Here is a 25,825-nt window from a genome sequence, read left to right on the forward strand (position 1 = left end):
TCAGGAGTTCGGTACCGGCGCGGCACCCGCTGTCCCCCGTGGGGAAGGGCGTGCCTGCGGAAAGGACTGATTGTGCGACAGCGTTCACTGGTGATTCTTACCTCCGTCCTCACCACCGGAGCTCTGACTCTCACCGCCTGCGGCTCCCGCAACGACGACGGCAAGAGCGGTGACAGCGGCAACACCACCGTCGTCATCGGCGTCGACGCCCCGCTCACCGGCCAGAACTCGGCCACCGGCCTCGGCATCCAGTACGGCGCGCAGATCGCCGTCGACGACGCCAACAAGAACAAGACCGTCCCCGGCGTCACCTTCAAGATCAAGGCCCTCGACGACAAGGCGCTGCCCGCCACCGGCCAGCAGAACGCCAGCCAGCTCGTCGCGGACAACGACGTCCTCGGCACCATCGGCCCGCTCAACTCCGGTGTGGCCACGCAGATGCAGCAGGTCTTCGCCACCGCCAACCTGGTGGAGATCTCGCCGTCCAACACCAACCCCGAGCTCACCCAGGGCAAGGACTGGCAGACCAAGAAGGTCCGCCCGTACAAGACGTACTTCCGCACCGCCACCACCGACGCCTACCAGGGCGGGTTCGCCGCGGACTACGCCTTCAACGGCCTCAAGAAGAAGAAGGCCTTCGTCGTCGACGACAAGCAGACCTACGGCGCCGGCCTCTCCAAGATCTTCAAGCAGCAGTTCGCCAAGCAGGGCGGCAAGATCGTCGGCACCGACCACGTCAGCGTCGGCGACCGCGACTTCTCCACCCTCGTCACCAAGATCAAGAACTCGAAGGCCGACATCCTCTACTACGGCGGCCAGTACGACGAGTCCCAGGTCCTGACCAAGCAGCTCAAGGACGGCGGCGTCAAGATCCCGCTGTTCGGCGGCGACGGCATGTTCACCCCGACCTTCATCAAGACCGCAGGCAAGGCCTCCGAGGGCGACCTCGTCACCTCCATCGGCGTCCCCGTCGACACCCTGCCCGCCGCCAAGGACTTCGTCGCCGCCTACAAGGCCAAGAAGTACCCCGGCGACTACGGCACCTACGGCAGCTACTCCTACGACGCCGCCACCGCCATCATCAAGGCCGTCGGCCAGGTCGTGAAGGACGGCAAGGTCCCCAGCGACGCCCGCGCCCAGGTCACCGACGCCATCCAGAAGACGTCCTTCGAGGGCATCTCCGGAAAGATCTCGTTCGACGAGTTCGGCGACACCACCAACAAGCAGCTGACGGTCTACCAGGTCACCAAGGGCGAGTGGAAGTCCGTCAAGAGCGGCACCTTCGAGCCCAAGAACTGACCCTCGCACCACCCCGGGCCGCGCGGCACAGACCACCGTCTCCGCGCGGCCCCTGTTCTACCCCAGACCCCTGTTACTCCCCACCACATGGAGGCCATGCGGTGAACACCCTGCCGCAGCAGCTGGCCAACGGGCTGTTCCTCGGCTCGATGTACGGCCTGATCGCCATCGGCTACACGATGGTGTACGGCATCGTCCAGCTCATCAACTTCGCCCACGGCGAGATCTTCATGACCGGAGGCTTCGGCGCACTCACGGTCTACCTCGCCCTGCCGGACGGCATATCCATGTGGATTGCCCTACCAGCCATGCTCATCGGCGGAGCACTCGTCGCCGTGCTCATCGCCGTCGGCGCCGAACGCTTCGCCTACCGGCCACTGCGCGGCGCACCACGCCTCGCCCCCCTCATCACCGCCATCGGCCTCTCCCTCGCCCTCCAGCAGGCCGTCTTCAACTGGTACCCCGACGCCAAGTCCGCCCGCGTCTTCCCCCAGCTCCCCGTCGGCCCCTTCCATCTCGGCCACATCACCATCCAGAGCGGCGACCTCTTCCTCCTCGTCGCCGCCCCCCTGTGCATGGCCGTCCTCGCCCTCTTCGTCCGCCTCTCCCGCACCGGCCGCGCCATGCAGGCCACCGCCCAGGACCCGGACACCGCACAGCTCATGGGCATCGACACCAACCGCATCATCGTCATCGCCTTCGCCATCGGCGGCCTCTTCGCCGCCGTCGCCGGCGTCTCCTACGGCCTCAAGTACGGCTCCATCGCCTACGACATGGGCTTCATCGCCGGCCTCAAGGCCTTCACCGCCGCCGTCCTCGGCGGCATCGGCAACATCTACGGCGCCATGCTCGGCGGCCTCGTCCTCGGCCTCGCCGAAGCCATGGCCACCGCCTACATCGCCGACGTCCCCGGCATGCAGCAGCTCGGCGGACAGGGCTGGGCCGCCGTCTGGGCCTTCGTCCTGCTCATCCTCGTACTCCTCTTCAGGCCACAAGGCCTGCTCGGCGAACGCGTCGCGGACAGGGCGTGAGCAGCATGACCGACATCGAGACCACCCCCGTCATCCCGCTGCCCGCAGCCCTCGCACGCGCGCTGGCCACCGCAGGCGCCGTCCTCACCCTCGCGTCCACCTTCCTCGCATGGACATGGACCGCAGCCTTTCCCGGCGACCTCACCATCTACGGCTACCCCGCGGGCCTCCAGGTCATCACCCTCATCGGCGCGGTCCTCGCCCTCGTCCTCGCCCTCGCCGCCTACGGCGTCCCCGGCCTGGACCGGCTCACCCCCAGCCGCAGCAACAACCCCCTCGCACTCATCTCCCTCGGCACCTTCGCCGTCGTCTGGTTCACCATCATCGCCATCGCCGTCGACCTCGGCGGCCTCGCCAACCTCGAACCCGGCGGATACATCGCCGCCGTCGCCGCCCTCATCCTCGCCGGCGGCGCACTCGGCCTGCCCCTCGACCGGCACACCGCCGACTCCCAGCGCAAGTCGAGCTGGGCCGCACACCGCATGCTCGGCATTTACTACCGCGCATACCGCTACCTGCGGCTCGCCAAGCCCACAACACCCAAGGCCACCACGACGCCCCGCGCCTGGGCCGAACGCCTCACCATCGCCATCGCCACCGCCCTCGCCCTCGTCGTCTTCACCTACGGCATCGGCATCGACGACGACGCCAGCGAAACCTTCATCGGCTACCTGATCCTCATCGTCTTCGGCACCATCGCCCTCATCCACGCCGGACTCCTCGACCGCTACGCGGCCATCTGCGCCCGGCACAAGGGATTCGCCGCCGGCCTCGCCTTCGCCGCCGCCGCGGTCTTCCCCTTCACCCAGAGCAACGACCACAACGCCAACCTCGGCGTCAGCATCCTCATCTTCGCCACCGTCGCCCTCGGCCTGAACATCGTCGTCGGCCTCACCGGCCTCCTCGACCTCGGATACGTCGCCTTCCTCGGCGTCGGCGCCTACGCCGCCGCCCTCGTCTCCGGCTCCGAGTTCTCCCGCTTCGCCGGCGTCCAGTTCCCCTTCTGGGCCGCCGCCCTCACCGGCATGGGCGCCTCCCTCGTCTTCGGCGTCCTCATCGGCGCACCCACCCTGCGCCTGCGCGGCGACTACCTCGCCATCGTCACCCTCGGCTTCGGAGAGATCTTCCGCATCACCGTCAACAACCTCGACGGCGACTCCGGACCCAACCTCACCAACGGCCCCAACGGCATCTCCCGGATCCCCGACATCGAGCTCTTCGGACTCAACCTCGGCGACTCCCACGACATCGCCGGATTCACCCTCGGCCGATTCGCCAACTACCTGTTCCTCATGCTCATCGTCACGGCCATCGTCGTCCTCGTCTTCACCCGCGCCGCCGACTCCCGCATCGGCCGCTCCTGGATCGCCATCCGCGAGGACGAGACCGCCGCCACCGCCATGGGCATCAACGGCTTCCGCGTCAAACTCATCGCCTTCGCCCTCGGTGCCTCCCTCGCAGGACTCGCCGGCACGGTCATGGCTCACGTCAACTACAGCGTGAACCCGCAGCCCTACCAGTTCGCCGGCGCCGCCCCGCCCAACTCCGCCTTCCTCCTCGCCGCCGTCGTCCTCGGCGGCATGGGCACCGTCAGCGGCCCCCTCCTCGGCGCCAGCCTGCTCTACCTCATCCCCGAGAAGCTCCAGTTCCTCCAGAACTACGAACTCCTCGCCTTCGGCATCGCCCTCGTCCTCCTCATGCGCTTCCGCCCCGAGGGCATCATCGCCAACCGCCGCCGCCAACTCGAATTCCACGAGACCGGCCAACTCGACATCCCAGAACAAGCGACGCTGACCGACGAACCGTCGTCCATCACGTCCGTCACCAAGGCGGGGGCGTGACCACCACCATGACCACACCCGTACTCGAAGCCCGCGACGTCACCATGCGCTTCGGCGGACTCACCGCCGTACGCTCCGTCGACTTCACCGTCAACAGCGGCGAGATCGTCGGCCTCATCGGCCCCAACGGCGCCGGCAAGACCACCTTCTTCAACTGCCTCACCGGGCTCTACACCCCCACCGAAGGCACCGTCGCCTACAAGGGCACCGTCCTGCCGCCCAAGCCCCACCTCGTCACCCAGGCCGGCATCGCCCGCACCTTCCAGAACATCCGCCTCTTCGCCAACATGACGGTCCTCGAGAACGTCCTCGTCGGCCGCCACACCCGCACCAAGGAAGGCCTCTGGTCCGCCCTCCTGCGCGGCCCCGGCTTCAAGAAGGCCGAAAAGGCCAGCGAAGAACGCGCCATGGAACTCCTCGAGTTCATCGGCCTCGACCACAAGCGCGACCACCTCGCCCGCAACCTGCCCTACGGCGAACAGCGCAAGCTGGAAATCGCCCGCGCGCTCGCGAGCGAACCCGGACTGCTCCTGCTGGACGAACCCACCGCCGGCATGAACCCCCAGGAGACCCGCGCCACCGAGGAACTCGTCTTCGCCATCCGCGACAAGGGCATCGCCGTCCTCGTCATCGAGCACGACATGCGCTTCATCTTCAACCTGTGCGACCGCGTCGCCGTCCTCGTCCAGGGCGAGAAGCTCGTCGAGGGCACCTCCGAGGTCGTCCAGGCCGACGAACGCGTCGTCGCCGCCTACCTCGGCGAGCCCTTCGAGGGCGACCCCGGCGAGGCCGAGGTCCAGGAGGTCGAGGCGGCCGAAGCGGCGGCGACAGCCGAGGCTTCCACGGAGACCGAGAGCGCCGACGCCGAAGCCGAATCCGACGCCGAATCCACCGACGCGGAGAGCACCACCGGCACCACCAAGGGAGAGACCCCGTGACCGCACTCCTCGAGGTCGAGGACCTCCGGGTCGCCTACGGCAAGATCGAAGCCGTCAAGGGCATCTCGTTCAGCGTCGAGGCCGGCCAGGTCGTCACCCTCATCGGCACCAACGGCGCCGGCAAGACGACCACCCTGCGCACCCTCTCCGGACTGCTCAAGCCCACCTCCGGGAAGATCCTCTTCGACGGCAAACCGCTCAGCGGCGTACCCGCCCACAAGATCGTCGCCCTCGGCCTCGCCCACTCCCCCGAAGGCCGGCACATCTTCCCCCGCCTCACCATCACCGAGAACCTCCAGCTCGGCGCCTTCCTCCGCAAGGACAAGGAAGGCATCGAGAAGGACATCCAACGGGCCTACGACCTCTTCCCCATCCTCGGAGAACGCCGCAAGCAGGCCGCCGGCACCCTCTCCGGCGGCGAGCAGCAGATGCTCGCCATGGGCCGCGCCCTGATGTCCCGGCCCAAGCTGCTCATGCTCGACGAACCCTCCATGGGCCTCTCGCCGATCATGATGCAGAAGATCATGGCCACCATCGCCGAGCTGAAGTCCCAGGGCACCACCATCCTGCTCGTCGAGCAGAACGCCCAGGCCGCCCTCTCGCTCGCCGACCAGGGCCACGTCATGGAGGTCGGCACCATCGCCCTCTCCGGCAGCGGACAGGACCTGCTGCACGACGAGTCGGTACGCAAGGCGTACCTCGGCGAGGACTGATGCCGTAGACGCCGTATATGGGAGAGGCCCGCGCCCCTGGATCCAGGGGCGCGGGCCTCTCCCGTACGACTGTTGCTCAGCCCTTGGCGGACTTCTTCTCCTGGCTGTCCGCGATGACCGCCTCGGCGACCTGCTGCATCGACATCCGCCGGTCCATCGACGTCTTCTGGATCCACCGGAACGCGGCCGGCTCGGACAGCCCGTACTCCGTCTGGAGAATGGACTTCGCGCGGTCCACCAGCTTGCGGGTCTCCAGGCGCTGGGAGAGGTCGGCGACCTCCTTCTCCAGCTCCCGCAGCTCGGTGAAGCGGGACACGGCCATCTCGATCGCCGGCACGACGTCGCTCTTGCTGAACGGCTTCACCAGGTACGCCATCGCACCGGCGTCCCTCGCCCGCTCGACGAGGTCGCGCTGCGAGAAGGCGGTGAGCATGAGGACCGGGGCGATGGACTCCTCGGCGATCTTCTCGGCCGCGGAGATGCCGTCGAGCTTGGGCATCTTCACGTCGAGGATCACCAGGTCGGGCCGGTGCTCGCGGGCGAGTTCCACGGCCTGCTCCCCGTCACCGGCCTCGCCGACGACGGTGTACCCCTCCTCCTCCAGCATCTCTTTCAGATCGAGCCGGATCAGCGCCTCGTCCTCCGCGATGACGACGCGGGTCGTCAGCGGAGGCACGTGCGACTTGTCGTCGTCGGGCACGTCTGTGGGCTGGGGCGACTCGGGGGCGGTCACAGGGGCTCCTTGATACGGGCCGGGCGGGTGCTGCGCTAACCACAGAGCCTACCTAGCTGCAGCAGCCTCCAGTGAACCGGTACACTGCCATGCAGTTCCACGACCTGCCCGGTTGGAGGAATCTGGTTAGACTCGCGGTGCTCAAACCACCGTGCCTTAGGGCATGTGGGTTCGAATCCCACACCGGGCACTCAGAACGGAAAGCGGAGGACCACGTTCGCATGGTCCTCCGCTTTTTGCTGCATATGGCCGTCGGCGATCACACAGAGTGGCCGCATGGAACAGCACAGTCCTTCGATCCGCGCTCATGCTGTCGCACTCATGCGCCAGGGCGTCCCCAACCGTATGGTCGCCGAGCAGCTCAACATCCCGCGCGGGACCGTCGGCTGGTGGCGGAGCGAAGACCGCAAGGCTCGCGGCGAGATCTACCATCAGCCGACCGACTGTCCTAGGTGTACCGGGCGCCCTGTCGACCAGGTCGCGTACGCCTACCTGCTCGGCCTCTACCTCGGCGACGGGCACATCGTCTCCAAGTACAAGCAGCACCACTTGTCGATCTTCTGCGACGCCACACAAACCGGCCTCATCGCAGCCGCCGAGGATGCCATGCGCAAGGTGATGTCACAGCCCAGCGTCAGGCAACGACGCAAGACCGGCTGCGTGGAGGTGAAGTCTCACAGCATGCACTGGACCTGCATGTTCCCCCAACACGGCCGGGGCAAGAAGCACGAACGCCACATCGCCCTTGAACCCTGGCAGCAGGAAATCGTCGACGCGCACCCTTGGGATTTCATCCGAGGGCTCATCCATTCCGACGGTTGCCGCATCATCAACTGGACGGAAAAGCTGGTCGCCGGGGCGCGCAAGCGCTACGAATACCCTCGGTATTTCTTCTCCAACAAGTCGGACGACATCCGGAAGCTCTTCACGAACACCCTCGACAAGGTAGGCGTCGAGTGGACCACCCTGGCTCGCGGAAGCGACCCCTTCAACATCTCCGTCGCCCGCAAAGCCTCCGTCGCCCTCATGGACCTCCACGTAGGGCCCAAATACTGACCGTCCCCTACTTAGGGCTGTCGTCCTCCCCGATGTGATGCACCCGCACCAGGTTCGTCGAGCCCGCGACTCCCGGAGGCGAGCCCGCCGTGATGACGACCACGTCGCCCTTCTTGCAGCGGCCGTACTTCAACAGCAACTCGTCCACCTGGTCCACCATCGCGTCCGTCGAGTCCGCCTGCGGTCCCAGGAACGTTTCCACGCCCCACGTGAGGCTGAGTTGGGAGCGGGTGGCCGGTTCGGGGGTGAAGGCGAGGAGGGGGATCGGGGAGCGGTAGCGGGAGAGGCGGCGGGCGGTGTCTCCGGATTGGGTGAAGGCCACCAGGAACTTGGCGGCGAGGAAGTCGCCCGTCTCCGCCGCCGCGCGGGCGACCGCGCCGCCCTGGGTGCGGGGTTTGTTCCTTTCCGTCAAGGCCGGTAGGCCCTTGGCGAGGATGTCCTCCTCCGCCGCCTCGGCGATACGGGCCATCGTGCGGACCGTTTCCACGGCGTGCTTGCCCACGCTCGTCTCACCCGACAGCATCACCGCGTCCGTGCCGTCGATGATCGCGTTGGCGACGTCGGAGGCCTCCGCGCGCGTGGGCCGGGCGTTCTCGATCATCGAGTCGAGCATCTGGGTGGCGACGATGACCGGCTTGGCGTTGCGTTTGGCGAGTTTGATGGCGCGCTTCTGGACGATGGGGACCTGCTCCAGGGGCATTTCGACGCCGAGGTCGCCGCGGGCGACCATGAGGCCGTCGAAGGCGGCGACGATGTCCTCGATGGCGTCGACGGCCTGGGGTTTCTCGATCTTGGCGATGACGGGCAGGCGCCGGCCTTCCTCGTCCATGACGCGGTGGACGTCCTTGATGTCCTTGCCGCTGCGGACGAAGGAGAGGGCGATGGTGTCGAAGCCGGTGCGCAGGGCCCAGCGGAGGTCGGTCTCGTCCTTCTTGGAGAGGGCGGGGACGGAGACGGCGACGCCGGGCAGGTTGAGGCCTTTGTGGTCGGAGACGACGCCGCCTTCGAGCACGGTGGTGTGGACGCGGGGTCCGTCGACGGAGGTGACTTCGAGGCTGACCTTGCCGTCGTCGACGAGGATGCGTTCGCCGGGGGTGACGTCGGTGGCGAGGCCGGGGTGGGTGGTTCCGCACTGGTGGCGGTCGCCCTGGGCGCCGTCCTCGACGGTGATGGTGAAGGGGTCGCCGCGTTCGAGGAGTACGGGGCCTTCGGTGAAGCGGCCGAGTCGGATCTTCGGGCCTTGAAGGTCGGCGAGGATTCCGACGCTGCGGCCGATTTCGTCGGAGGCCTTGCGTACGTGCTGGTAGCGCTCCTCGTGTTCGGCGTGGGTGCCGTGGCTGAGGTTGAATCGGGCGACGTCCATTCCGGCTTCGACCAGGGCTTTGATCTGGTCGTACGCGTCGGTGGCGGGTCCCAGTGTGCAGACGATCTTTGCTCGGCGCATGGTTTCGAGCCTAGGCCTTACCCGCGGGTAGAGATTTGGTGTGACGTGACTGCTCAAGGACCTTCGGGTGAAGGGGGATTGACAAGTCTTGAATCAAGCAGCCTGGAATATTCCGTTGGGTTATTCATTCGAATTCCGGGCTCGGTCGGTTCACAGGTGCGGTGGCGTCATCGTGAAGCGGGCGGTGACCTGGGCGTAGAGGTGCTGGCGTTGGGGTTCGAGGTCGAGTGCGGGAGGCGGTGTGTTTTCCGCGGGTGCTCCGTAGCCGGGGGCGCGGGGGGCTGTGCGGACGCGGGGTTCGGCGTGTTCCGTGCCGATGTCGGCGATGTCGATGAGGCCGGTCAGGGTGCTGCCGAGGGCTTCCGCGTATTCGCGGGCGCGCTGGACGGCTTCGCGTACGGCCTGCCGGCGGACCTGGGTGCGGGCCGGTGAGTCGGGGCGCAGTGCCCACCAGGGGCCGTCGACGCGGGTGAGTTCGAGGTCGGCGAGGCGGGTGGTGAGTTCGCCGAGGAGGGTGAAGTCGGAGAGTACGGCGGTGATCTGGACGTGTCCGTGGTGGGTGCGGACGCGTTCGCCTCGGCCGCGTTCGCTGAGTTCGGGGGTGATGGTGAGGTGGCCGGTCTCCAGGCGTTCTACGGCGTCGCCGTGGCTCTTGATGAGGTCGAGGGCGGCGGCGTTGCGTCGGGTGAGGTCGTCGAGGGCCGAACGTCGGTCGCGGCCACGGGCGTTGACGGTGACGGTGATGCGTGCTGTCTCGGGTTCGGCTTCGAGGTGTGCTTCGCCGCGGACGGCGACGCGGGGCGGTTCGGGCGAAGGGCTCGTCATGGTTTCACTGTGTCATGGGCCCGGTCGGTGAGGGGGGTGAGCCGGTGTGTCTGCCGTGCTCCGGGTACCGCGGCGGGCTGTTCGAGGCCGAAGGTGGTGAAGGCCGTCCGGGGTGGGAGGGGGTAGGGGTCTTTCCCGGTGAGGGTGTTGAGGATGGTGGCGCTGCGGTGGGCGGCGAGGCCGAGGTCGGGGGTGCCGACGCCGTGGGTGTGGAGTTCGGCGTTCTGGACGAAGGCGGTGCCGGTGATGGTGGGGTCGAGGACGAGGCGGTGGTGCTCGTCGACGCGGGGGCGTTCGCTGCTGTCGCGGCGCAGGTAGGGGTCGAGTCCGGCGAGGAGTTGGTCGAGGGGGCGTTCGTGGTAGCCGGTGGCGAGGACGACGGCGTCGGTGGTGAGGCGGGTGCGGGTGTGCTGCTGGGTGTGTTCGAGGTGGAGTTCGATCTTGGTGGTGGCCATGCGGCCGGCGGTGCGGACCTGGACGCCGGGGGTGAGGACGGCGTCGGGCCAGCCGCCGTCGAGGGTGCGGCGGTAGAGCTCGTCGTGGATGGCGGCGAGGGTGCCGGCGTCGATGCCCTTGTGCAGTTGGCCCTGGCGGGCGACGAGTTGGTCGCGGACGGGTTCGGTGAGGGCGTGGAAGTAGCGGGTGTAGTCGGGGGTGAAGTGTTCGAGGCCGAGTTTGGAGTACTCCATGGGGGCGAAGGCCTCGGTGCGGCCGATCCAGTGGAGGCGTTCGCGGCCGGTGGGGCGGTGGCGCAGGAGGTCGAGGAAGATCTCGGCGCCGGACTGGCCTGAGCCGACGACGGTGACGTGCCCGGCGGCGAGGAGGGCGTCGCGGTGGTCGAGGTAGTCGGCGGCGTGCAGGACGGGGACGCCGGGAGCGTCGGCGAGCGGCTTGAGGGGGCTGGGGATGTGGGGGGTGCTGCCGATGCCGAGGACGATGTTCCTGGTGTAGGTGCGGCCGAGGGCTTCGGCTTCGCCGTCGGCGTCGAGTTGGGTGAAGTCGACTTCGAAGAGGGCGCGTTGGGGGTTCCAGCGGACGGCGTCGACCTGGTGGGAGAAGTGCAGTCCGGGGAGGTTCTCCGAGACCCAGCGGCAGTAGGCGTCGTATTCGGCGCGGTGGATGTGGAAGCGCTCGGCGAAGTAGAAGGGGTAGAGCCGGTCGCGGGTCCTGAGGTACTGGAGGAAGGTCCAGTTGCTGGTGGGGTCGGCGAGGGTGACGAGGTCGGCGAGGAAGGGGACTTGGAGGGTGGTGCCCTCGATGAGGAGTCCGGGGTGCCAGTCGAAGCGGGGCCGTTGTTCGTAGAAGACGGTGTCGAGTTGGGTGAGGGGCTGGGCGAGGGCGGCGAGGGAGAGGTTGAAGGGGCCGATCCCGATGCCGGTCAGGTCGCGGGGTGCCGCGGGTTCGTGGTGTGGGGGGTGGGCCATCGGGGGGGTGGTTCCTTCCACGAGTTCGAGGAGCTGGGTCGGGTCGTCGGGGCGGGTGCGGTGTGGAGCAACGGCCTGAGGGCGCCCGGCCCTTCGGGTCCTGAGGTGAGGGGCGGCGTGCTCATGGGCTCTCCTCGGGGGCACGGGCCTCGGGGGCAGGGTCAGGCGGGCTTGCCGGGGCGGCGCGGCCGGACTGCGCAACGATCGGAACCCGATCGTGGGTACTCCCGTGCGGCGAAAACGTGTGAGAGCGCCGGGTGAGGAAGGGGCGGCGCCGGGCGTGCGGTTGACGTGAGCCCGCGGAAAGACGGACGTCCGCCCCGTCCTCGAGAGGGCGGGGCGGACGTCGGCCGGGGTGAAGGGGGGTGCTACGCCTCCCGTACGCGCAACGCTCGTGCCAGGTCGTCGAGTTGGTCGGCGAGGGTGCGGCCGAGGGACGGGGCGGGGGCCGACTCGCGCAGGCAGGCCTCGCCGAGGGTGAGGGTCTCGGCGTCGACGGCGTGGGCCGGGAAGGCCCAGCGGCCGGCCGCGGTGGCGATGGCGGGGCCGCGGCGGGCGGCCACGGCGACGGCGTCCTCGAAGTAGCGCGGGATGTACTCCCGTACGAGGTCGGCCTGTTCGGGCTGCCAGAAGCCGCGGGCGGTGGCGGTGAACAGGTAGTTGGAGAGGTCGTCGGAGGCGAACATCGCCTCCCAGGCCGCGCGCTTGGTCTCGGGGTCGGGCAGACAGGCGCGGCAGCGGGCGGCGCCTTCCTGGCCGGTGGCGCTGGGGTCCCGGTTCAGTTCGGCGGTGATGGCGGCCTCGTCGGTGGCGCCGAGGACGGCGAGGCGGGCGAGGATGCGCCAGCGCAGTTCGGGGTCGAGTTCGGGGCCGCCGGGCACGGTGCCTTCGGCGAGCCAGGCGGCGATGGTGTCGGGGTGGGCGGCGACGTCGATGAAGTGGCGTACGGCGACGAGGCGCAGGCCGGGGTGGTCGCCGTCCTCGCTGCGCCGGATGAGGTCGCGGCACAGGGAACTGAGGGTGGCCAGGGCGGCGGGGCGTTCCTCGGGGCTCAGGTAGCGGTCGGCGACCTGGGTGGCGGCGAAGGCGAGGACGCCCTGGACGAGGGCGAGGTCGGTCTCGTGCGGGAGGTGGGTGCGGGCGGTCTCGAGGTAGGCGGCGGGCGGGAGTTCGCCGTCGCGGACGGCGTCCCTGAGAGCGTTCCAGACGACGGCGCGGGTGAGCGGGTCGGGCAGGCCGGACAGGTGGGTGCGGAGCGTCTCGAAGGACTCGGGGTCGAAGCGGACCTTGGCGTAGGTCAGGTCGCCGTCGTTGAGGAGGAGCAGCGCGGGCCGTTTGCCGAGGGGGTGCGGGGTGGTCTGGGGGATGTCGAGGTCGACGCGTTCGCGCAGGGTGAGGCCGCCGTCGTCGGTGAGGTCGTGGTCGTAGAGGCCGGCGGTGACGCGGTGGGGGCGGCTGCCGGTGCGTTCGACGGTGAGGGTGCGGGTGCCGTCGGTGGTGTCGATGAGGGGGGTGAGGGTGTCGACGCCGGTGGTGCGCAGCCATGCGTCGGCCCAGGCGTGGACGTCGCGGTCGGTGGCGGAGGCGAGGGAGTCGATGAAGTCGGCGAGGGTGGCGTTGGCGAACCGGTGTCGTTCGAAGTGGGTGTTGATGCCGGCGAGGAAGTCCTTCTCGCCGAGCCAGGTGACGAGTTGGCGCAGGGCGGAGGCGCCCTTGGCGTAGGAGATGCCGTCGAAGTTGAGCAGGGCGGAGGCGGTGTCGTCGACGGCTTCGGGGGCGACGGGGTGGGTGGTGGGGCGCTGGTCGGCGTCGTAGCCCCAGGCCTTGCGGGTGACCCCGAACTCGACCCAGGGCTGGGTGAAGCGGGTGGCTTCGAGGGTGGTCTGGTAGCCCATGTACTCGGCGAAGGACTCGTTCAGCCAGATGTCGTCCCACCACTTGAGGGTGACGAGGTCGCCGAACCACATGTGGGCCATCTCGTGGGCGATGACCATGGCGCGGGTCTGGCGTTCGGTGTCGGTGACGGCGGAGCGGTAGACGAAGTCGTCGCGGAAGGTGACGAGTCCGGGGTTCTCCATGGCGCCGGCGTTGAACTCGGGGACGAAGGCCTGGTCGTAGGAGTCGAAGGGGTAGGGCTCGTTGAACTTCTCGTGGTAGCGGTCGAAGCAGGCGCGGGTGATGTCGAGGATCTCGTCGGCGTCGGTGTCGAGGTGGGGTGCGAGGGAGCGGCGGCAGTGGATGCCGAAGGGCAGGCCGCGGTGTTCGGTGCGGACCGAGTGCCAGGGGCCGGCGGCGACGGCGACGAGGTAGGTGGAGATGAGCGGGGTGGTGGCGGCGCGCCAGCGGCCCTGCCCGAGGTGTTCGGTGATGCCGTTGGCGAGGACGGTCCAGCCGTCGGGGGCGGTGACGGTGAGGTCGAAGACGGCCTTGAGGTCAGGCTGGTCGAAGGCGGCGAAGACTCGCTGGACGTCGTCCATGAACATCTGGGTGTAGACGTACGTCTCGCCGTCGGTGGGGTCCGTGAAGCGGTGCATGCCCTCGCCGGTGCGGGAGTAGCGCATCGTGGCGTGGACGCGCAGTTCGTGCTCGCCGGCGGTGAGGTTCTTCAGGGGGAGTCGGTTGCCGTCGAGGCTCTCGGGGTCGAGGGGTTGTCCGTCGAGCGTGGCGGCGCGCAACTCGGCGGGCTTCAGCTCGACGAACGTGTCCCCGTCGGTCCGTGCGGTGAACCGGATCTCGGTGCGGGAGTCGAAGGTCTCGTCGCCGGTGGTGAGGTCGAGGTCGACCGCGTACCGGTGGACGTCGAGGAACTGTGCTCGGAGCTGCGCTTCGTCGCGCGTCAGTACGGACATGCCCGCCATGCTGCCTGATGGCGCGGACCACGCACAGGGGTGGTCCGGTCAGCGGCTTGTATCCGCGTCCGCGGCGACGCCCAGCGCGAGGGCGGCGCTGATGCCGGGCAGGCATGCCGGGCAGGCATGCCGGGCAGGCGGATGCCGGACAGGAGCGGGCCGGCGCGGGCGGCGGCCGGGCCTGCTCCGCGCGTCCGTGTCACGCCGGTGCGTGGGGGCCGCCGGGTCGGCGGCGGTCAGTGCGTGCCGACCGCCGGGTCGGCGGCGGTGTCTCCGGCGATGCGCTCGTGGTGCCGGATCACCTCGGCGATGATGAAGCCCAGGAACTTCTCGGCGAACGCGGGGTCGAGTTTGGCGTTCTCGGCGAGGCTGCGCAGGCGGGCGATCTGCCGGGACTCGCGGGCCGGGTCGGCGGGCGGCAGCTGGTGGGCGGCCTTGAGGCGGCCGACCTGCTGGGTGCACTTGAAGCGCTCGGCGAGCATGTGGACGACGGCCGCGTCGATGTTGTCGATGCTGTCGCGGAGCCGGTCGAGCTCCTGGAGGACGGCGGCGTCGACATCTCCGGTCCCGGTACCGGGGGTGCTGGTGGTCATGGGGGTCCACCCTATGCGGCGCGCGGAGCGCGGGACATCGCGCCCCGTCACCGCAAGCGCCCCGTCACCGCGAGCGCCCCCGCACCGCGCGCCCCTCACCGAGCCCGTGCCGCGCATACAGTGGTGGGGAGGTTCTGGGCGTCTTTGGGGGTAGGGCGTGGCGAACGGCGGACCGGTCGAGCACGGCTACCCGCATCTGGAGACGGTGCGGGCCGCTGTCACCGCGCTGTACAGGCGGCTCTCGTACGACACGGTGCAGACCTTCGCGGCGAGTGTGGCCCCGGCGGACGTGGCGTTCTGCGACACCGACGACCTGTATCTGGGCGCGCAGCGGGTGGCCCGGGAGATGGTGCGGCACTTCCGGCTTCCCGACGCCCGGCTGGTGGTGAGCTTCCGCGAGATGACGCATGCGGCGAACGTGGAACTCGCGGCGGGTCCCGAGTACTTCGTGGAGCTGAACGAGCGGTTCCGTACGCATCGCCGGGACATCGGGGCGGCGCTGGCGCACGAGGTGGCGCACGTCTATCTGCACCGGCTGGACCTGTCGTTCCCTTCGACGGCGGAGAACGAGATCCTCACGGACACGGCGGCGACGTATCTGGGCGCGGGCTGGCTGCTGCTGGACGCGTACCGGGAGGACGAGGTGTCGTCGCAGAAGCTCGGGTATCTCACGCCGGAGGAGTTCGGCTACGTCCTGGCGAAGCGGGCGCTGCTGTTCGGTGAGGATCCGTCGGTGTGGTTCACCAGTCCGCAGGCGTACACGGCGTACCGCAAGGGTCTGGACCGGGCTCGGCAGGACGCGGAGCAGCCGCCGCTGACGGGGGCCGGCTGGGCGGGGCGGAGGCGGTACGCCCGGGACCGGCGGCACGCTCCGGGGCCGCGGCCCGGTGTGCCGTACGCCTTCGCTCCCGACGGCCGGGGGCGGCTGCGGGTGTCGTTCCCCTGTCCGACGTGTCACCAGCGGATCCGGGTGCCGGTGAGCGGCCGGGTGCGGGCGCGGTGCGCGCTGTGCCGGACAGTGCTGGAGTGCGACACGTAGGCGGCTGTTGCTGGTGGGGCGGGCTCAGTGCGGGTGTTCCCCGCCGGTGAGTTCCCGGTACTCCTCGGGGGTGGGTTTGGCCACGTGCGTCCCGGGTCCGTACATGCGGCGGGACAGCCGGGCGCGGAGCCGCTGGGAGCGGGTGACCTGGCGTCGTACGCCGCCCGCGTCCTCGCGCGGGCCGATCTCGTACGGCGGGTTCTGCTCGTGCTGGGTGAGGGTGAACAGCTGTGCCTGGGTGAGGGGCTCGTGGACCTCGATGTACTCGCCGTGCGGCAGCAGCTTGATGGTGCCGGTCTCGCGGCCGTGCAGGACCTTGTCGCGGTCGCGCAGTTGGAGGCCGAGGCAGATCCGTTTGGTCAGCAGGAAGGCGAGGACCGGGACGACGAAGACGGAGACCCGTACGAACCAGGTGATCGCGTTGATGGAGAGGTGGAGGTGGGTGGCGACGATGTCGTTGCCGCCGCCGATCAGCAGGACGACGTACAGGCTGAGCCAGGCGACGCCGAGGCCGGTGCGCACGGGTGCGTTGCGGGGGCGGTCGAGGAGGTGGTGCTCGCGTCTGTCGCCGGTGACCCAGGCCTCCAGGAAGGGGTAGAGGCCGAGGGCGAGCAGGAGCAGCGGGAAGAGGCTGAAGGGGATGAGGACACCGAGGGCCAGGGTGTGGCCGAAGGCGTTGATCTCCCAGCCGGGCATGACGCGGATCAGTCCCTCGGAGAAGCCGAGGTACCAGTCGGGCTGGGCGCCGGTGGTCACCAGGTCGGGGCGGTAGGGGCCGAAGGCCCAGACGGGGTTGATGGTGGCGAGGCCGCCCATCAGGGCGAGGACGCCGAAGACCAGGAAGAAGAAGCCGCCCGCCTTGGCCATGTAGACGGGCAGGAAGGGCATGCCGACCACGGTCTTCTGGTCGCGTCCGGGCCCGGGGTACTGGGTGTGCTTGTGGTGGAAGACCAGGATCAGGTGGGCGACGACGAGGCCCAGCATGATGCCGGGCAGCAGCAGGACGTGGATCGGGAAGAACCGCGAGATGATGTCGTGTCCGGGGAACTCGCCGCCGAACAGGAACATCGACAGGTACGTCCCGACGATCGGGACGGACAGGATCGCGCCGTCGGCGAAGCGGACGCCGGTGCCGGAGAGCAGGTCGTCGGGGAGCGAGTAGCCGGTCAGTCCGGTGATGATGCCGAGGAACAACAGGGTCCAGCCGAACAGCCAGTTGATCTCGCGGGGCTTGCGGAACGCGCCGGTGAAGAACACCCGCATCATGTGCACGAGCATGCCGGCGACGAAGACGACCGCGGCCCAGTGGTGGATCTGCCGGATCAGCAGGCCGCCGCGTACGTCGAAGCTGATGTGCAGGGTCGACTCGTACGCCTTGGTCATGACGATGCCGTCGAGCGGTTCGTACGAGCCGTGGTAGACGACCTCGGCGCCGCTGGGTTCGAAGAAGAGCGTGAGGTAGATGCCGGTGAGGATCAGGATGAGGAAGCTGTAGAGGCAGATCTCGCCGAGCATGAAGGACCAGTGGTCGGGGAACACCTTGCGCAGGTTGGTCCTGGCCAGGGCCATGAGGCCCAGCCGTCCGTCGGCCCAGTCGGCGATCCGCTCGCCTTTTCCGGGCGGGTCCTCGCGTGCCAAGCGAGCCTTGTGTGTCTCGTGTGTCTTGTGTGTCTTGTGTGCGGAGGGCCCTGACTCGTCTGCCGGTCGCGCGCGGTCGCTCATACGCCGCCTCCCCGTCGTCTGCCTTCAGGGTGGCACGGGGGCGCGGCTGGGCCAACGGTGTGGACGGGAGGGCTGGTTGATCACGAGCCCCGCGTTGATCTCCTGTCACACCCCTTCGCTATTTTGTTCGCCGCCGACCCCACCGGCGCAGTCCTGTCCCTGTGTCTTCGAGGAGCCGGCCGTGGATGCCCAGTCCGCTGTCACCACCTGCTACCGCCATCCCAAGGTGGAGTCGCACGTCCGCTGTACGCGCTGTGACCGTTACATGTGCCCCGACTGCATGCGCGAGGCCTCCGTCGGCCACCAGTGCGTGGACTGCGTGAAGGAGGGCGCGCGCTCGATACGCCGGGCACGGACGGCGTTCGGCGGCCGGATCACGGCGGTGCCGATCGTGACGTACGTGCTGCTCGGCCTCAACGTAGCCGCTTACCTGGGCGAGTTGGTGCGGCCGGGGCTGGTGCGCCGGTTCGACATGCTGGGTGCGGTGCCGCCGGGCTACCTCCCCGAGGGTGTCGCGTACGGCGAGTGGTACCGCCTGCTGACCAGCGGGTTCCTGCATCTGCTGCCGGACGAGGGCATCGGGGTGGTGCACATCGTGATGAACATGGCGTCGCTGTGGACCATCGGCCGGGTGGTGGAGGCGCAGTTGGGCCGGGTCCGCTACCTCGCCCTGTACCTGCTGTCGCTGCTCGGCGGCTCGGTCCTGGAGATGCTGATCTCCCCCGACGCCCGGGCCGTCGGCGCGTCCGGCGCGATCTTCGGGCTGGGTGCCGCGTACTACGTGCTGGCCCGCCGGCTGGGCTTCGGCATGAGCGAGGTCAACCGCTATATGACGGGGCTGCTGCTGTGGCTGGTGCTGTCGTCGTGGTTCGCCTCCTGGCAGGGGCACCTCGGCGGGCTGCTGACCGGCGGCGCGGTGGCGCTGGCGTACGCGTACGCGCCGCGTGACGGGCGCCGGGTGCTGGTGCAGACGGGTGCCTGCGTGGGCCTGCTGGTGCTGCTCGTGGTGCTCGCCTGGGCTAAGGCCACGCAGCTCACGGGAGGGGCGGTCTGACCCGCCGCGCCGTACGGTGTCCGGCATGAAACGTTCCGCGGTCCTGCTGCTCGCGGCCGTCCCGGTCGTCGTGACGGCGGTGGTGTACGCCGTCTCCCCCGGCGGGCCGGACCCCGGCGCGGAACGGGACCGGCCGTCGGCCGCACGGAGCGCGGGCGCCCGGGACGCCGGCGCCGCGGACGCCAAGGCGCGGGCCGAGCGGGCGCGGCGGGCCGAGGACGACGCGCTGGTCGCCGACGCCCCGCCCCGCCTGTCCGCTCCCGACAAGAAGGAGCTGGCCCAGCAGATCCTGGCCAGCGCCGAGAACTCCACCCTCGACTGGCGCAGCGCCTTCGGCTACATCGAGGACATCGGCGACGGCCAGGGCTACACGGCCGGCCTCGTCGGCTTCTGCACGGGCACCCATGATCTGCTCACCCTGGTCGAGCGTTACACACGAGCGCACCCGGACAACGGTCTCGCCCGCTACCTGCCCGCGCTGCGCGAGGTGGACGGCACGGACTCGCACCGGGGCCTGGACCCCGGGTTCCCGGCCGCCTGGAAGGCGGAGGCGGAACTTCCCGCGTTCCGCAGGGCGCAGGAGGACGAGCGGGACCGGGTCTACTTCGACCCGGCCGTGCGCCTCGCGGGGCTCGACGGGCTCGGCACGCTGGGCCAGTTCGTGTACTACGACGCGATGGTCTTCCACGGCCCGGGCACCGGCCCCGGCGGCTTCTACGGGCTGCGCGAGCGGGCGATGGCCGAGGCCGGCACCCCGGCGGAGGGCGGCGACGAGACGACGTATCTCGGTGTCTTCCTGGACGTACGGCGGGAGGCCATGCGGTCCAAGCGGCCCGGTATCGACACGACCCGCATCGACACGGCCCAGCGCCGGTTCCTGAAGGAGGGGAACCTGGACCTGAGCACGCCGCTGGAGTGGCAGGTGTACGGGGACACGTACCGGGTGCCGTAGGCGCGGCGTTCGCGGACGTGCGGCGGCGCCTGCCCGGATGTCCGGTCGGGGACAGGAGGGCAGGCGCCGCCTGGCGTTCCGTACTCCGTTGTACGGGACGTGTGGTGGGGTCCTTGCGGGACCGTCAGACCATCAGTGCGCGGTCCGTCGGGCGGATCGGGGCGGGGAGTTCGCTGGCGCCGGTCAGGAAGCGGTCGACTCCCTTCGCCGCCGAGCGGCCCTCCGCGATCGCCCACACGATGAGGGACTGGCCGCGGCCGGCGTCACCGGCGACGAACACGCCGGGCACGTTGGTCTGGAAGTCGGCGTCGCGGGCGATGTTGCCGCGCTCGTCGAGGTCCAGGCCGAACTGCTCGACCAGGCCGTTGGCCCGGTCGGTGCCGGTGAAGCCCATGGCCAGGGTGACCAGTTGGGCGGGGATACGGCGTTCGGTGCCCGGCTTGGAGGTGAGCCTGCCCTCGACGAACTCGACCTCGGCCAGGTGCAGCCACTGCACGTCGCCGTTCTCGTCGCCCTCGAAGTGGGTGGTGGAGACGGAGTAGACCCGCTCGCCGCCCTCCTCGTGGGCGCTGGTGACCTTGTAGAGCATGGGGAAGGTCGGCCAGGGCTGGTCGAGGGGGTGCCGCTCGTCGTTCGGGCGCGGCATGATCTCCAGCTGGGTCACCGACGCGGCGCCCTGGCGGTGGGCGGTGCCCACGCAGTCGGCGCCGGTGTCGCCGCCGCCGATGACGACGACGTGCCTGCCCTCGGCCGAGATCGGCGGGCTGACGTAGTCGCCCTCCTGGACCTTGTTGGCCAGCGGCAGGTACTCCATCGCCTGGTGGATGCCGTTCAACTCCCGGCCGGGTACGGGGAGATCGCGGGCGGTGGTGGAGCCGGCGGCGATGACGACCGCGTCGTAGCGCTTGCGCAGGGCGGTCGCGGTCATGTCGCGGCCGATCTCGATGCCGGTACGGAAGCGGGTGCCCTCCGCGCGCATCTGCTCGATGCGCCGGTTGATGTGCCGCTTCTCCATCTTGAACTCGGGGATGCCGTACCGGAGGAGGCCGCCGACGCGGTCGGCGCGCTCGTAGACGGCGACCGTGTGCCCGGCCCGGGTGAGCTGCTGGGCGGCGGCGAGGCCGGCCGGGCCGGAGCCGATGACGGCGACCGTCTTGCCGGACAGGCGCTCGGGCACCTGCGCGGCGACGGCTCCGTTCTCCCACGCCTTGTCGATGATCGAGACCTCGACGTTCTTGATGGTGACCGGCGCCTGGCTGATGCCGAGCACGCAGGCCGACTCGCAGGGGGCGGGGCAGAGGCGACCGGTGAACTCCGGGAAGTTGTTGGTCGCGTGCAGGCGCTCGGAGGCCCCCGTCCAGTCCTCGCGGTAGGCGTAGTCGTTCCACTCGGGGATCAGGTTCCCGAGTGGACAGCCGTTGTGGCAGAACGGGATGCCGCAGTCCATGCAGCGGCTCGCCTGCTTGCTGATGATCGGCAGCAGGGAGCCGGGGGCGTACACCTCGTTCCAGTCCTTGACGCGCTCACCGACGGGGCGGGTCCTGGCGACCTCGCGGCCGTGGTTGAGGAAGCCCTTGGGATCAGCCATTGGTCGCCGCCTCCATCATCTTCTCGGTGATCTCGGTCTCGGAGAGACCGGCTCGCTCGGCGGCGTCCTTGGCGGCGAGCACTGCCTTGTACGTACTGGGGATGATCTTGCTGAAGCGGTCGGCGGCGGTGTCCCACTCGGCCAGGAGCTTCTCGGCGACCGTGGAGCCGGTCTCCTCCTGGTGGCGGCGCACCACGTCGTGCAGCCACCGCTTGTCGTCCTCGTCCGGCGCCCCGACGGCGGCGAGGTTGCCGGCGTTGACGTTGTCCGGGTCGAGGTCGAGGACGTAGGCGATGCCGCCGGACATGCCGGCCGCGAAGTTGCGGCCCGTCTCGCCGAGGACGACCGCGCGGCCGCCGGTCATGTACTCGCAGCCGTGGTCGCCGACGCCCTCGGCGACCACCGTCGCGCCGGAGTTGCGGACGCAGAACCGTTCGCCGGTGCGGCCGCGCAGGAACAGCTCGCCGCCGGTGGCGCCGTAGGCGAGGGTGTTGCCCGCGATGGTGGAGTACTCGGCGAGGTGGTCGGCCGTGCGGTCCGGGCGGACGACGACGCGGCCGCCGGACAGGCCCTTGGCGACGTAGTCGTTGGCGTCGCCCTCCAGTCGCAGCGTGATGCCGCGTGGCAGGAAGGCGCCGAAGGACTGGCCGGCCGAGCCGGTGAAGGTGATGTCGATGGTGTCGTCGGGCAGGCCGGCGCCGCCGAACTTCTTCGTCACCTCGTGGCCGAGCATCGTGCCGACGGTGCGGTTGATGTTGCGGATGGCGACCTGGGCGCGCACCGGGTGGGCGTCGGTGGCGTCGGAGCCGGCCAGCGCGTCGGCGGCGAGCTTGATCAGCTCGTTGTCGAGGGCCTTCTCCAGGCCGTGGTCCTGGGGGACGACCTGGTGGCGTACGGCGCCCTCGGGCAGTTCAGGGACGTGGAACAGCGGCTGAAGGTCCAGGCCCTGCGCCTTCCAGTGGTCGACGGCGCGGGTGACGTCGAGCGCCTCGGCGTGGCCGACGGCCTCCTCGATGGAGCGGAAGCCCAGCTCGGCGAGGATCTCGCGGACCTCCTCGGCGATGAACCGGAAGAAGTTCACGATGTGTTCGGCCTTGCCGGTGAAGCGCTCGCGCAGGGTCGGGTTCTGCGTGGCGATGCCGACCGGGCAGGTGTCGAGGTGGCAGACGCGCATCATGACGCAGCCGGAGACGACGAGCGGCGCGGTCGCGAAACCGAACTCCTCGGCGCCGAGCAGCGCGGCGATGACGACGTCGCGGCCCGTCTTCAGCTGGCCGTCGGTCTGGACGACGATGCGGTCGCGCAGCCCGTTGAGCAGCAGGGTCTGCTGGGTCTCGGCGAGGCCGAGCTCCCAGGGGCCGCCCGCGTGCTTGAGGGAGGTCAGCGGGGAGGCGCCGGTGCCGCCGTCGTGACCGGAGATCAGCACGACGTCGGCGTGCGCCTTGGAGACGCCGGCGGCGACCGTGCCGACGCCGACCTCGGAGACCAGTTTCACGTGGATGCGGGCGGCCGGATTGGCGTTCTTCAGGTCGTGGATCAGCTGGGCGAGATCCTCGATGGAGTAGATGTCGTGGTGCGGCGGCGGGGAGATGAGGCCGACGCCGGGCGTGGAGTGCCGGGTCTGGGCGATCCACGGGTACACCTTGTGGCCGGGCAGCTGGCCGCCCTCGCCGGGCTTGGCGCCCTGAGCCATCTTGATCTGGATGTCGTCGGCGTTGACGAGGTATTCGCTGGTCACGCCGAAGCGGCCGGAGGCGACCTGCTTGATGGCGCTTCGTCGCGCCGGGTCGTACAGGCGCTCCGGGTCCTCGCCGCCCTCACCGGTGTTGGACTTGCCGCCCAGCTGGTTCATGGCGATGGCGAGGGTCTCATGCGCCTCCTGGGAGATGGAGCCGTACGACATGGCGCCGGTGGAGAAGCGCTTGACGATCTCGGAGACCGGCTCGACCTCCTCGATGGGGATCGAGGGGCGGCCGGAATCGAGGCTGAACAGGCCGCGCAGCGTCATCAGGCGCTCGGACTGCTCGTTCACGCGGTCCGTGTACTTCTTGAAGATGTCGTAGCGGCCGCTGCGCGTGGAGTGCTGGAGGCGGAAGACCGTGTCGGGGTCGAACAGGTGCGGCTCGCCCTCGCGGCGCCACTGGTACTCGCCGCCGATGTCCAGCGCCCGGTGGGCGGGCGCGATGCCGCTCGCCGGGTACGCCTTGGCGTGCCGGGCGGCGACCTCCTCGGCGATGACGTCGATGCCGACGCCGCCGATCTTGGTGGTGGTGCCGTTGAAGTACTGCTCGACGAAGGCCTCGTCGAGGCCGATGGCCTCGAAGACCTGGGCGCCGCGGTAGGAGGCGACGGTGGAGATGCCCATCTTGGACATGACCTTCAGGACGCCCTTGCCGAGCGCCTTGATGAGGTTGCGGATGGCCGTCTCGGGCTCGGTGCCGGGCAGGAAGGTGCCCGCGCGGACCAGGTCCTCGACGGACTCCATCGCGAGGTAGGGGTTGACGGCGGCGGCGCCGTAGCCGATGAGCAGGGCGACGTGGTGGACCTCGCGGACGTCGCCGGCCTCGACCAGCAGGCCCACGTGGGTGCGCTGCTTGGTGCGGATGAGGTGGTGGTGGACGGCGGCGGTGAGCAGCAGCGAGGGGATCGGCGCGTGCTCGGCGTCGGAGTGCCGGTCGGACAGGACGATCAGGCGGGCGCCGTTCTCGATCGCGGCGTCGGCCTCGGCGCAGATCTCGGCGATGCGGGCGGCGAGGGAGTCGCCGCCGCCGGAGACCCGGTAGAGGCCGGAGAGGGTCGCGGCCTTGAAGCCGGGCAGGTCGCCGTCGGCGTTGATGTGGATGAGCTTGGCGAGCTCGTCGTTGTCGATGACCGGGAAGGGCAGCAGGACGGACCGGCAGGAGGCGGCGGTCGGGTCGAGCAGGTTGCCCTGCGGGCCGAGGGAGGAGCGCAGGGAGGTGACCAGCTCCTCGCGGATCGCGTCCAGCGGCGGGTTGGTGACCTGTGCGAACAGCTGGGTGAAGTAGTCGAAGAGCAGCCGCGGGCGCTCGGAGAGGGCCGCGATCGGCGAGTCGGTGCCCATCGAACCGATCGGCTCGGCGCCGGACTCGGCCATCGGCGCGAGAATGACGCGCAGTTCCTCCTCGGTGTAGCCGAAGGTCTGCTGGCGGCGGGTGACCGAGGCGTGGGTGTGGACGATGTGCTCGCGCTCGGGCAGGTCGCCCAGCTCGATCTCGCCGGCCTCCAGCCACTCGGCGTAGGGCTGCTCGGCGGCGAGGGTCGCCTTGATCTCGTCGTCCTCGATGATGCGGTGCTCGGCGGTGTCGACGAGGAACATGCGGCCGGGCTGGAGGCGGCCCTTGCGGACGACCCTGGCGGGGTCGATGTCGAGGACGCCGACCTCGGAGCCGAGGACGACGAGGCCGTCGTCGGTGACCCAGTAGCGGCCGGGGCGCAGGCCGTTGCGGTCGAGGACGGCGCCGACCTGGGTGCCGTCGGTGAAGGTGACGCAGGCGGGGCCGTCCCAGGGCTCCATCATCGTGGAGTGGTACTGGTAGAAGGCGCGCCGGGCCGGGTCCATGGAGTCGTGGTTCTCCCACGCCTCCGGAATCATCATCAGCACGGAGTGCGGCAGCGAACGCCCGCCCAGGTGCAGGAGTTCGAGGACCTCGTCGAAGGACGCCGAGTCGGAGGCGTCGGGCGTACAGACGGGGAAGGTCCGCTGAAGGCTCTGCTCACCGAAGAGGCCGGAGGCGAGCTGGGACTCGCGGGCGCGCATCCAGTTGCGGTTGCCCTTGACGGTGTTGATCTCACCGTTGTGCGCGACGAAGCGGTACGGGTGCGCGAGCGGCCACGACGGGAAGGTGTTCGTGGAGAACCGGGAGTGCACGAGCGCGATCGCGGAGGCGAAGCGGCGGTCGGACAGGTCCGGGAAGAAGGGCTCCAGCTGGCCGGTGGTCAGCATGCCCTTGTAGACGATCGTGCGCGCGGACAGCGAGGGGAAGTAGACGCCCGCCTCGCGCTCGGCGCGCTTGCGCAGACCGAAGGCCTTGCGGTCCAGCGCGATGCCCTCGCTGGCGCCGTCGCCGACGAAGATCTGCCGGAAGGCGGGCATGGTGGAGCGGGCGGTGGCGCCGAGGAGTTCGGGGGCGACGGGCACCTCGCGCCAGCCGAGGACGGTCAGGCCCTCCTCGGCCGCGATGGCGTCGATCCGCGCGACGGTCTCGTCGGCGTCCTCCTCGGGGAGGAAGGCGATGCCGACGGCGTAGGCGCCGGCGGCGGGGAGCTCGAACCCGGTGACCTCGCGGAAGAAGGCGTCGGGGACCTGGCTGAGGATGCCCGCGCCGTCGCCGGAGTCGGGCTCGGAGCCGGTGGCGCCGCGGTGTTCGAGGTTGCGCAGCACCGTGAGTGCCTGCTCGACCAGCGCGTGGCTCGCCTCGCCGGTGAGGGTTGCGACGAAGCCGACGCCGCAGGCGTCGTGCTCGTTGCGGGGGTCGTACAGACCCTGCGCGGCAGGGCGAGCGTCCATGAACGACCAGGACTGGTCGTTCATGGAGAGCTGGGACGGCTGGCGCGGTGTACGCATCGGCTCTCCCGTCGTCGTCATTGGCATGTGGCTGGTGCCGAGGGACGACGTTGGCCCTCTGCGTGGAGCGTGGAGCTCAAAATTTCGTGCAGGTTACCGGCGGCTCTCGATAACTGGAAAGTAGGTTCCAGCATGCGGA

Annotated in this window: 18 protein-coding genes and 1 tRNA gene; 10 read left to right on the forward strand and 9 right to left on the reverse strand. The window is 69.7% G+C overall.

Annotation, left to right across the window (positions count from 1 at the left end):
• Positions 1 to 87 precede the first annotated feature (87 nt).
• The 5 genes from QFZ74_RS07670 (at position 88) to QFZ74_RS07690 (ending at position 5,822) form a co-directional block, all read left to right on the forward strand.
• Positions 88 to 1,299, forward strand: coding sequence for a branched-chain amino acid ABC transporter substrate-binding protein (locus QFZ74_RS07670; protein WP_307624069.1), 1,212 nt, complete (start codon positions 88 to 90; stop codon positions 1,297 to 1,299).
• Between the two features lie 101 nt (positions 1,300 to 1,400).
• Positions 1,401 to 2,330 (forward strand): branched-chain amino acid ABC transporter permease, encoded by a 930-nt coding sequence (locus QFZ74_RS07675; protein WP_307620035.1) that lies wholly within the window; start codon positions 1,401 to 1,403, stop codon positions 2,328 to 2,330.
• Positions 2,331 to 2,335: 5 nt separating this feature from the next.
• On the forward strand, positions 2,336 to 4,171 hold the full coding sequence (locus QFZ74_RS07680) for a branched-chain amino acid ABC transporter permease (RefSeq protein ID WP_307624070.1): 1,836 nt from the start codon (positions 2,336 to 2,338) through the stop codon (positions 4,169 to 4,171).
• A gap of 8 nt (positions 4,172 to 4,179) precedes the next feature.
• Positions 4,180 to 5,109: an ABC transporter ATP-binding protein gene (locus QFZ74_RS07685; protein ID WP_307624071.1), complete on the forward strand. Its 930-nt coding sequence runs from the start codon at positions 4,180 to 4,182 to the stop codon at positions 5,107 to 5,109.
• A complete protein-coding gene (locus QFZ74_RS07690; protein WP_307620036.1) occupies positions 5,106 to 5,822 on the forward strand; it encodes an ABC transporter ATP-binding protein in 717 nt (238 codons plus the stop codon). Before QFZ74_RS07685 ends, QFZ74_RS07690 begins: the two co-directional genes overlap by 4 nt.
• Before the next feature lie 76 nt (positions 5,823 to 5,898).
• Here QFZ74_RS07690 and QFZ74_RS07695 read toward each other — a convergent pair whose 3' ends face one another.
• Positions 5,899 to 6,555, reverse strand: coding sequence for an ANTAR domain-containing response regulator (locus tag QFZ74_RS07695; RefSeq protein ID WP_307620037.1), 657 nt, complete (start codon positions 6,553 to 6,555; stop codon positions 5,899 to 5,901).
• A 106-nt stretch (positions 6,556 to 6,661) separates the two neighbouring features.
• Between QFZ74_RS07695 and QFZ74_RS07700 the strand changes: the two genes are divergently transcribed.
• Positions 6,662 to 6,745, forward strand: a tRNA-Leu gene (locus QFZ74_RS07700).
• A gap of 86 nt (positions 6,746 to 6,831) precedes the next feature.
• Complete coding sequence (locus QFZ74_RS07705) at positions 6,832 to 7,611, forward strand: helix-turn-helix domain-containing protein (protein ID WP_307620038.1); 780 nt, start codon at positions 6,832 to 6,834, stop codon at positions 7,609 to 7,611.
• Between the two features lie 7 nt (positions 7,612 to 7,618).
• Here the strand turns inward: QFZ74_RS07705 and pyk are convergent, their stop codons facing one another.
• From pyk to QFZ74_RS07730, 5 genes are all read right to left on the reverse strand, one after another.
• On the reverse strand, positions 7,619 to 9,055 hold the full coding sequence (gene pyk / locus QFZ74_RS07710; protein WP_307620039.1) for a pyruvate kinase: 1,437 nt from the start codon (positions 9,053 to 9,055) through the stop codon (positions 7,619 to 7,621).
• A gap of 150 nt (positions 9,056 to 9,205) precedes the next feature.
• Positions 9,206 to 9,880, reverse strand: a complete 675-nt coding sequence (locus QFZ74_RS07715; RefSeq protein WP_307620040.1) for an SIMPL domain-containing protein — start codon at positions 9,878 to 9,880, stop codon at positions 9,206 to 9,208.
• Entirely contained in the window at positions 9,877 to 11,304 is a 1,428-nt protein-coding gene (locus QFZ74_RS07720; RefSeq protein WP_307620041.1) for a lysine N(6)-hydroxylase/L-ornithine N(5)-oxygenase family protein, read from the reverse strand. Before QFZ74_RS07720 ends, QFZ74_RS07715 begins: the two co-directional genes overlap by 4 nt.
• A 368-nt stretch (positions 11,305 to 11,672) precedes the next feature.
• Positions 11,673 to 14,153 carry an aminopeptidase N gene (pepN, locus tag QFZ74_RS07725; protein WP_307620042.1) on the reverse strand — a complete coding sequence of 827 codons (2,481 nt, stop codon included), beginning with the start codon at positions 14,151 to 14,153 and terminating at the stop codon, positions 11,673 to 11,675.
• A gap of 236 nt (positions 14,154 to 14,389) precedes the next feature.
• Positions 14,390 to 14,746, reverse strand: a complete 357-nt coding sequence (locus tag QFZ74_RS07730) for a chorismate mutase (RefSeq protein WP_307620043.1) — start codon at positions 14,744 to 14,746, stop codon at positions 14,390 to 14,392.
• A 157-nt stretch (positions 14,747 to 14,903) separates the two neighbouring features.
• On the opposite strand from QFZ74_RS07730, the gene QFZ74_RS07735 reads away from it, so the two are divergent.
• Entirely contained in the window at positions 14,904 to 15,785 is an 882-nt protein-coding gene (locus QFZ74_RS07735) for a hypothetical protein (RefSeq protein WP_307620044.1), read from the forward strand.
• A 24-nt stretch (positions 15,786 to 15,809) separates the two neighbouring features.
• Here QFZ74_RS07735 and QFZ74_RS07740 read toward each other — a convergent pair whose 3' ends face one another.
• Entirely contained in the window at positions 15,810 to 17,507 is a 1,698-nt protein-coding gene (locus QFZ74_RS07740; protein WP_373462356.1) for a cytochrome bc complex cytochrome b subunit, read from the reverse strand.
• Between the two features lie 181 nt (positions 17,508 to 17,688).
• Here QFZ74_RS07740 and QFZ74_RS07745 point away from each other — a divergent pair, with 181 nt between their 5' ends.
• Both QFZ74_RS07745 and QFZ74_RS07750 read left to right on the forward strand, forming a co-directional pair.
• Complete coding sequence (locus QFZ74_RS07745) at positions 17,689 to 18,561, forward strand: rhomboid family intramembrane serine protease (RefSeq protein WP_307620046.1); 873 nt, start codon at positions 17,689 to 17,691, stop codon at positions 18,559 to 18,561.
• A gap of 25 nt (positions 18,562 to 18,586) precedes the next feature.
• Positions 18,587 to 19,513: a chitosanase gene (locus QFZ74_RS07750; RefSeq protein ID WP_307620047.1), complete on the forward strand. Its 927-nt coding sequence runs from the start codon at positions 18,587 to 18,589 to the stop codon at positions 19,511 to 19,513.
• 124 nt (positions 19,514 to 19,637) lie between these two features.
• On the opposite strand, the gene QFZ74_RS07755 is transcribed toward QFZ74_RS07750, so the two are convergent.
• Positions 19,638 to 21,101, reverse strand: a complete 1,464-nt coding sequence (locus QFZ74_RS07755) for a glutamate synthase subunit beta (protein ID WP_307620048.1) — start codon at positions 21,099 to 21,101, stop codon at positions 19,638 to 19,640.
• Complete coding sequence (gltB, locus tag QFZ74_RS07760; RefSeq protein ID WP_307624072.1) at positions 21,094 to 25,602, reverse strand: glutamate synthase large subunit; 4,509 nt, start codon at positions 25,600 to 25,602, stop codon at positions 21,094 to 21,096. Before gltB ends, QFZ74_RS07755 begins: the two co-directional genes overlap by 8 nt.
• Positions 25,603 to 25,825 lie beyond the last annotated feature (223 nt).

It is taken from the genome of Streptomyces sp. V3I7, assembly GCF_030817495.1.
GTDB lineage: Bacteria > Actinomycetota > Actinomycetes > Streptomycetales > Streptomycetaceae > Streptomyces.

Excerpts from the sequence above, each read along its gene's own strand:
- QFZ74_RS07720 (WP_307620041.1), bottom strand. The coding sequence starts at position 11,304 with ATGGCCCACCCCCCACACCACGAACCCGCGGCACCCCGCGACCTGACC.
- QFZ74_RS07730 (WP_307620043.1), bottom strand. The coding sequence starts at position 14,746 with ATGACCACCAGCACCCCCGGTACCGGGACCGGAGATGTCGACGCCGCC.
- QFZ74_RS07680 (WP_307624070.1), top strand. The coding sequence starts at position 2,336 with ATGACCGACATCGAGACCACCCCCGTCATCCCGCTGCCCGCAGCCCTC.
- QFZ74_RS07705 (WP_307620038.1), top strand. The coding sequence starts at position 6,832 with ATGGAACAGCACAGTCCTTCGATCCGCGCTCATGCTGTCGCACTCATG.
- pepN (WP_307620042.1), bottom strand. The coding sequence starts at position 14,153 with ATGTCCGTACTGACGCGCGACGAAGCGCAGCTCCGAGCACAGTTCCTC.
- QFZ74_RS07740 (WP_373462356.1), bottom strand. The coding sequence starts at position 17,507 with ATGAGCGACCGCGCGCGACCGGCAGACGAGTCAGGGCCCTCCGCACAC.
- QFZ74_RS07715 (WP_307620040.1), bottom strand. The coding sequence starts at position 9,880 with ATGACGAGCCCTTCGCCCGAACCGCCCCGCGTCGCCGTCCGCGGCGAA.
- pyk (WP_307620039.1), bottom strand. The coding sequence starts at position 9,055 with ATGCGCCGAGCAAAGATCGTCTGCACACTGGGACCCGCCACCGACGCG.
- QFZ74_RS07755 (WP_307620048.1), bottom strand. The coding sequence starts at position 21,101 with ATGGCTGATCCCAAGGGCTTCCTCAACCACGGCCGCGAGGTCGCCAGG.
- QFZ74_RS07685 (WP_307624071.1), top strand. The coding sequence starts at position 4,180 with ATGACCACACCCGTACTCGAAGCCCGCGACGTCACCATGCGCTTCGGC.
- QFZ74_RS07750 (WP_307620047.1), top strand. The coding sequence starts at position 18,587 with ATGAAACGTTCCGCGGTCCTGCTGCTCGCGGCCGTCCCGGTCGTCGTG.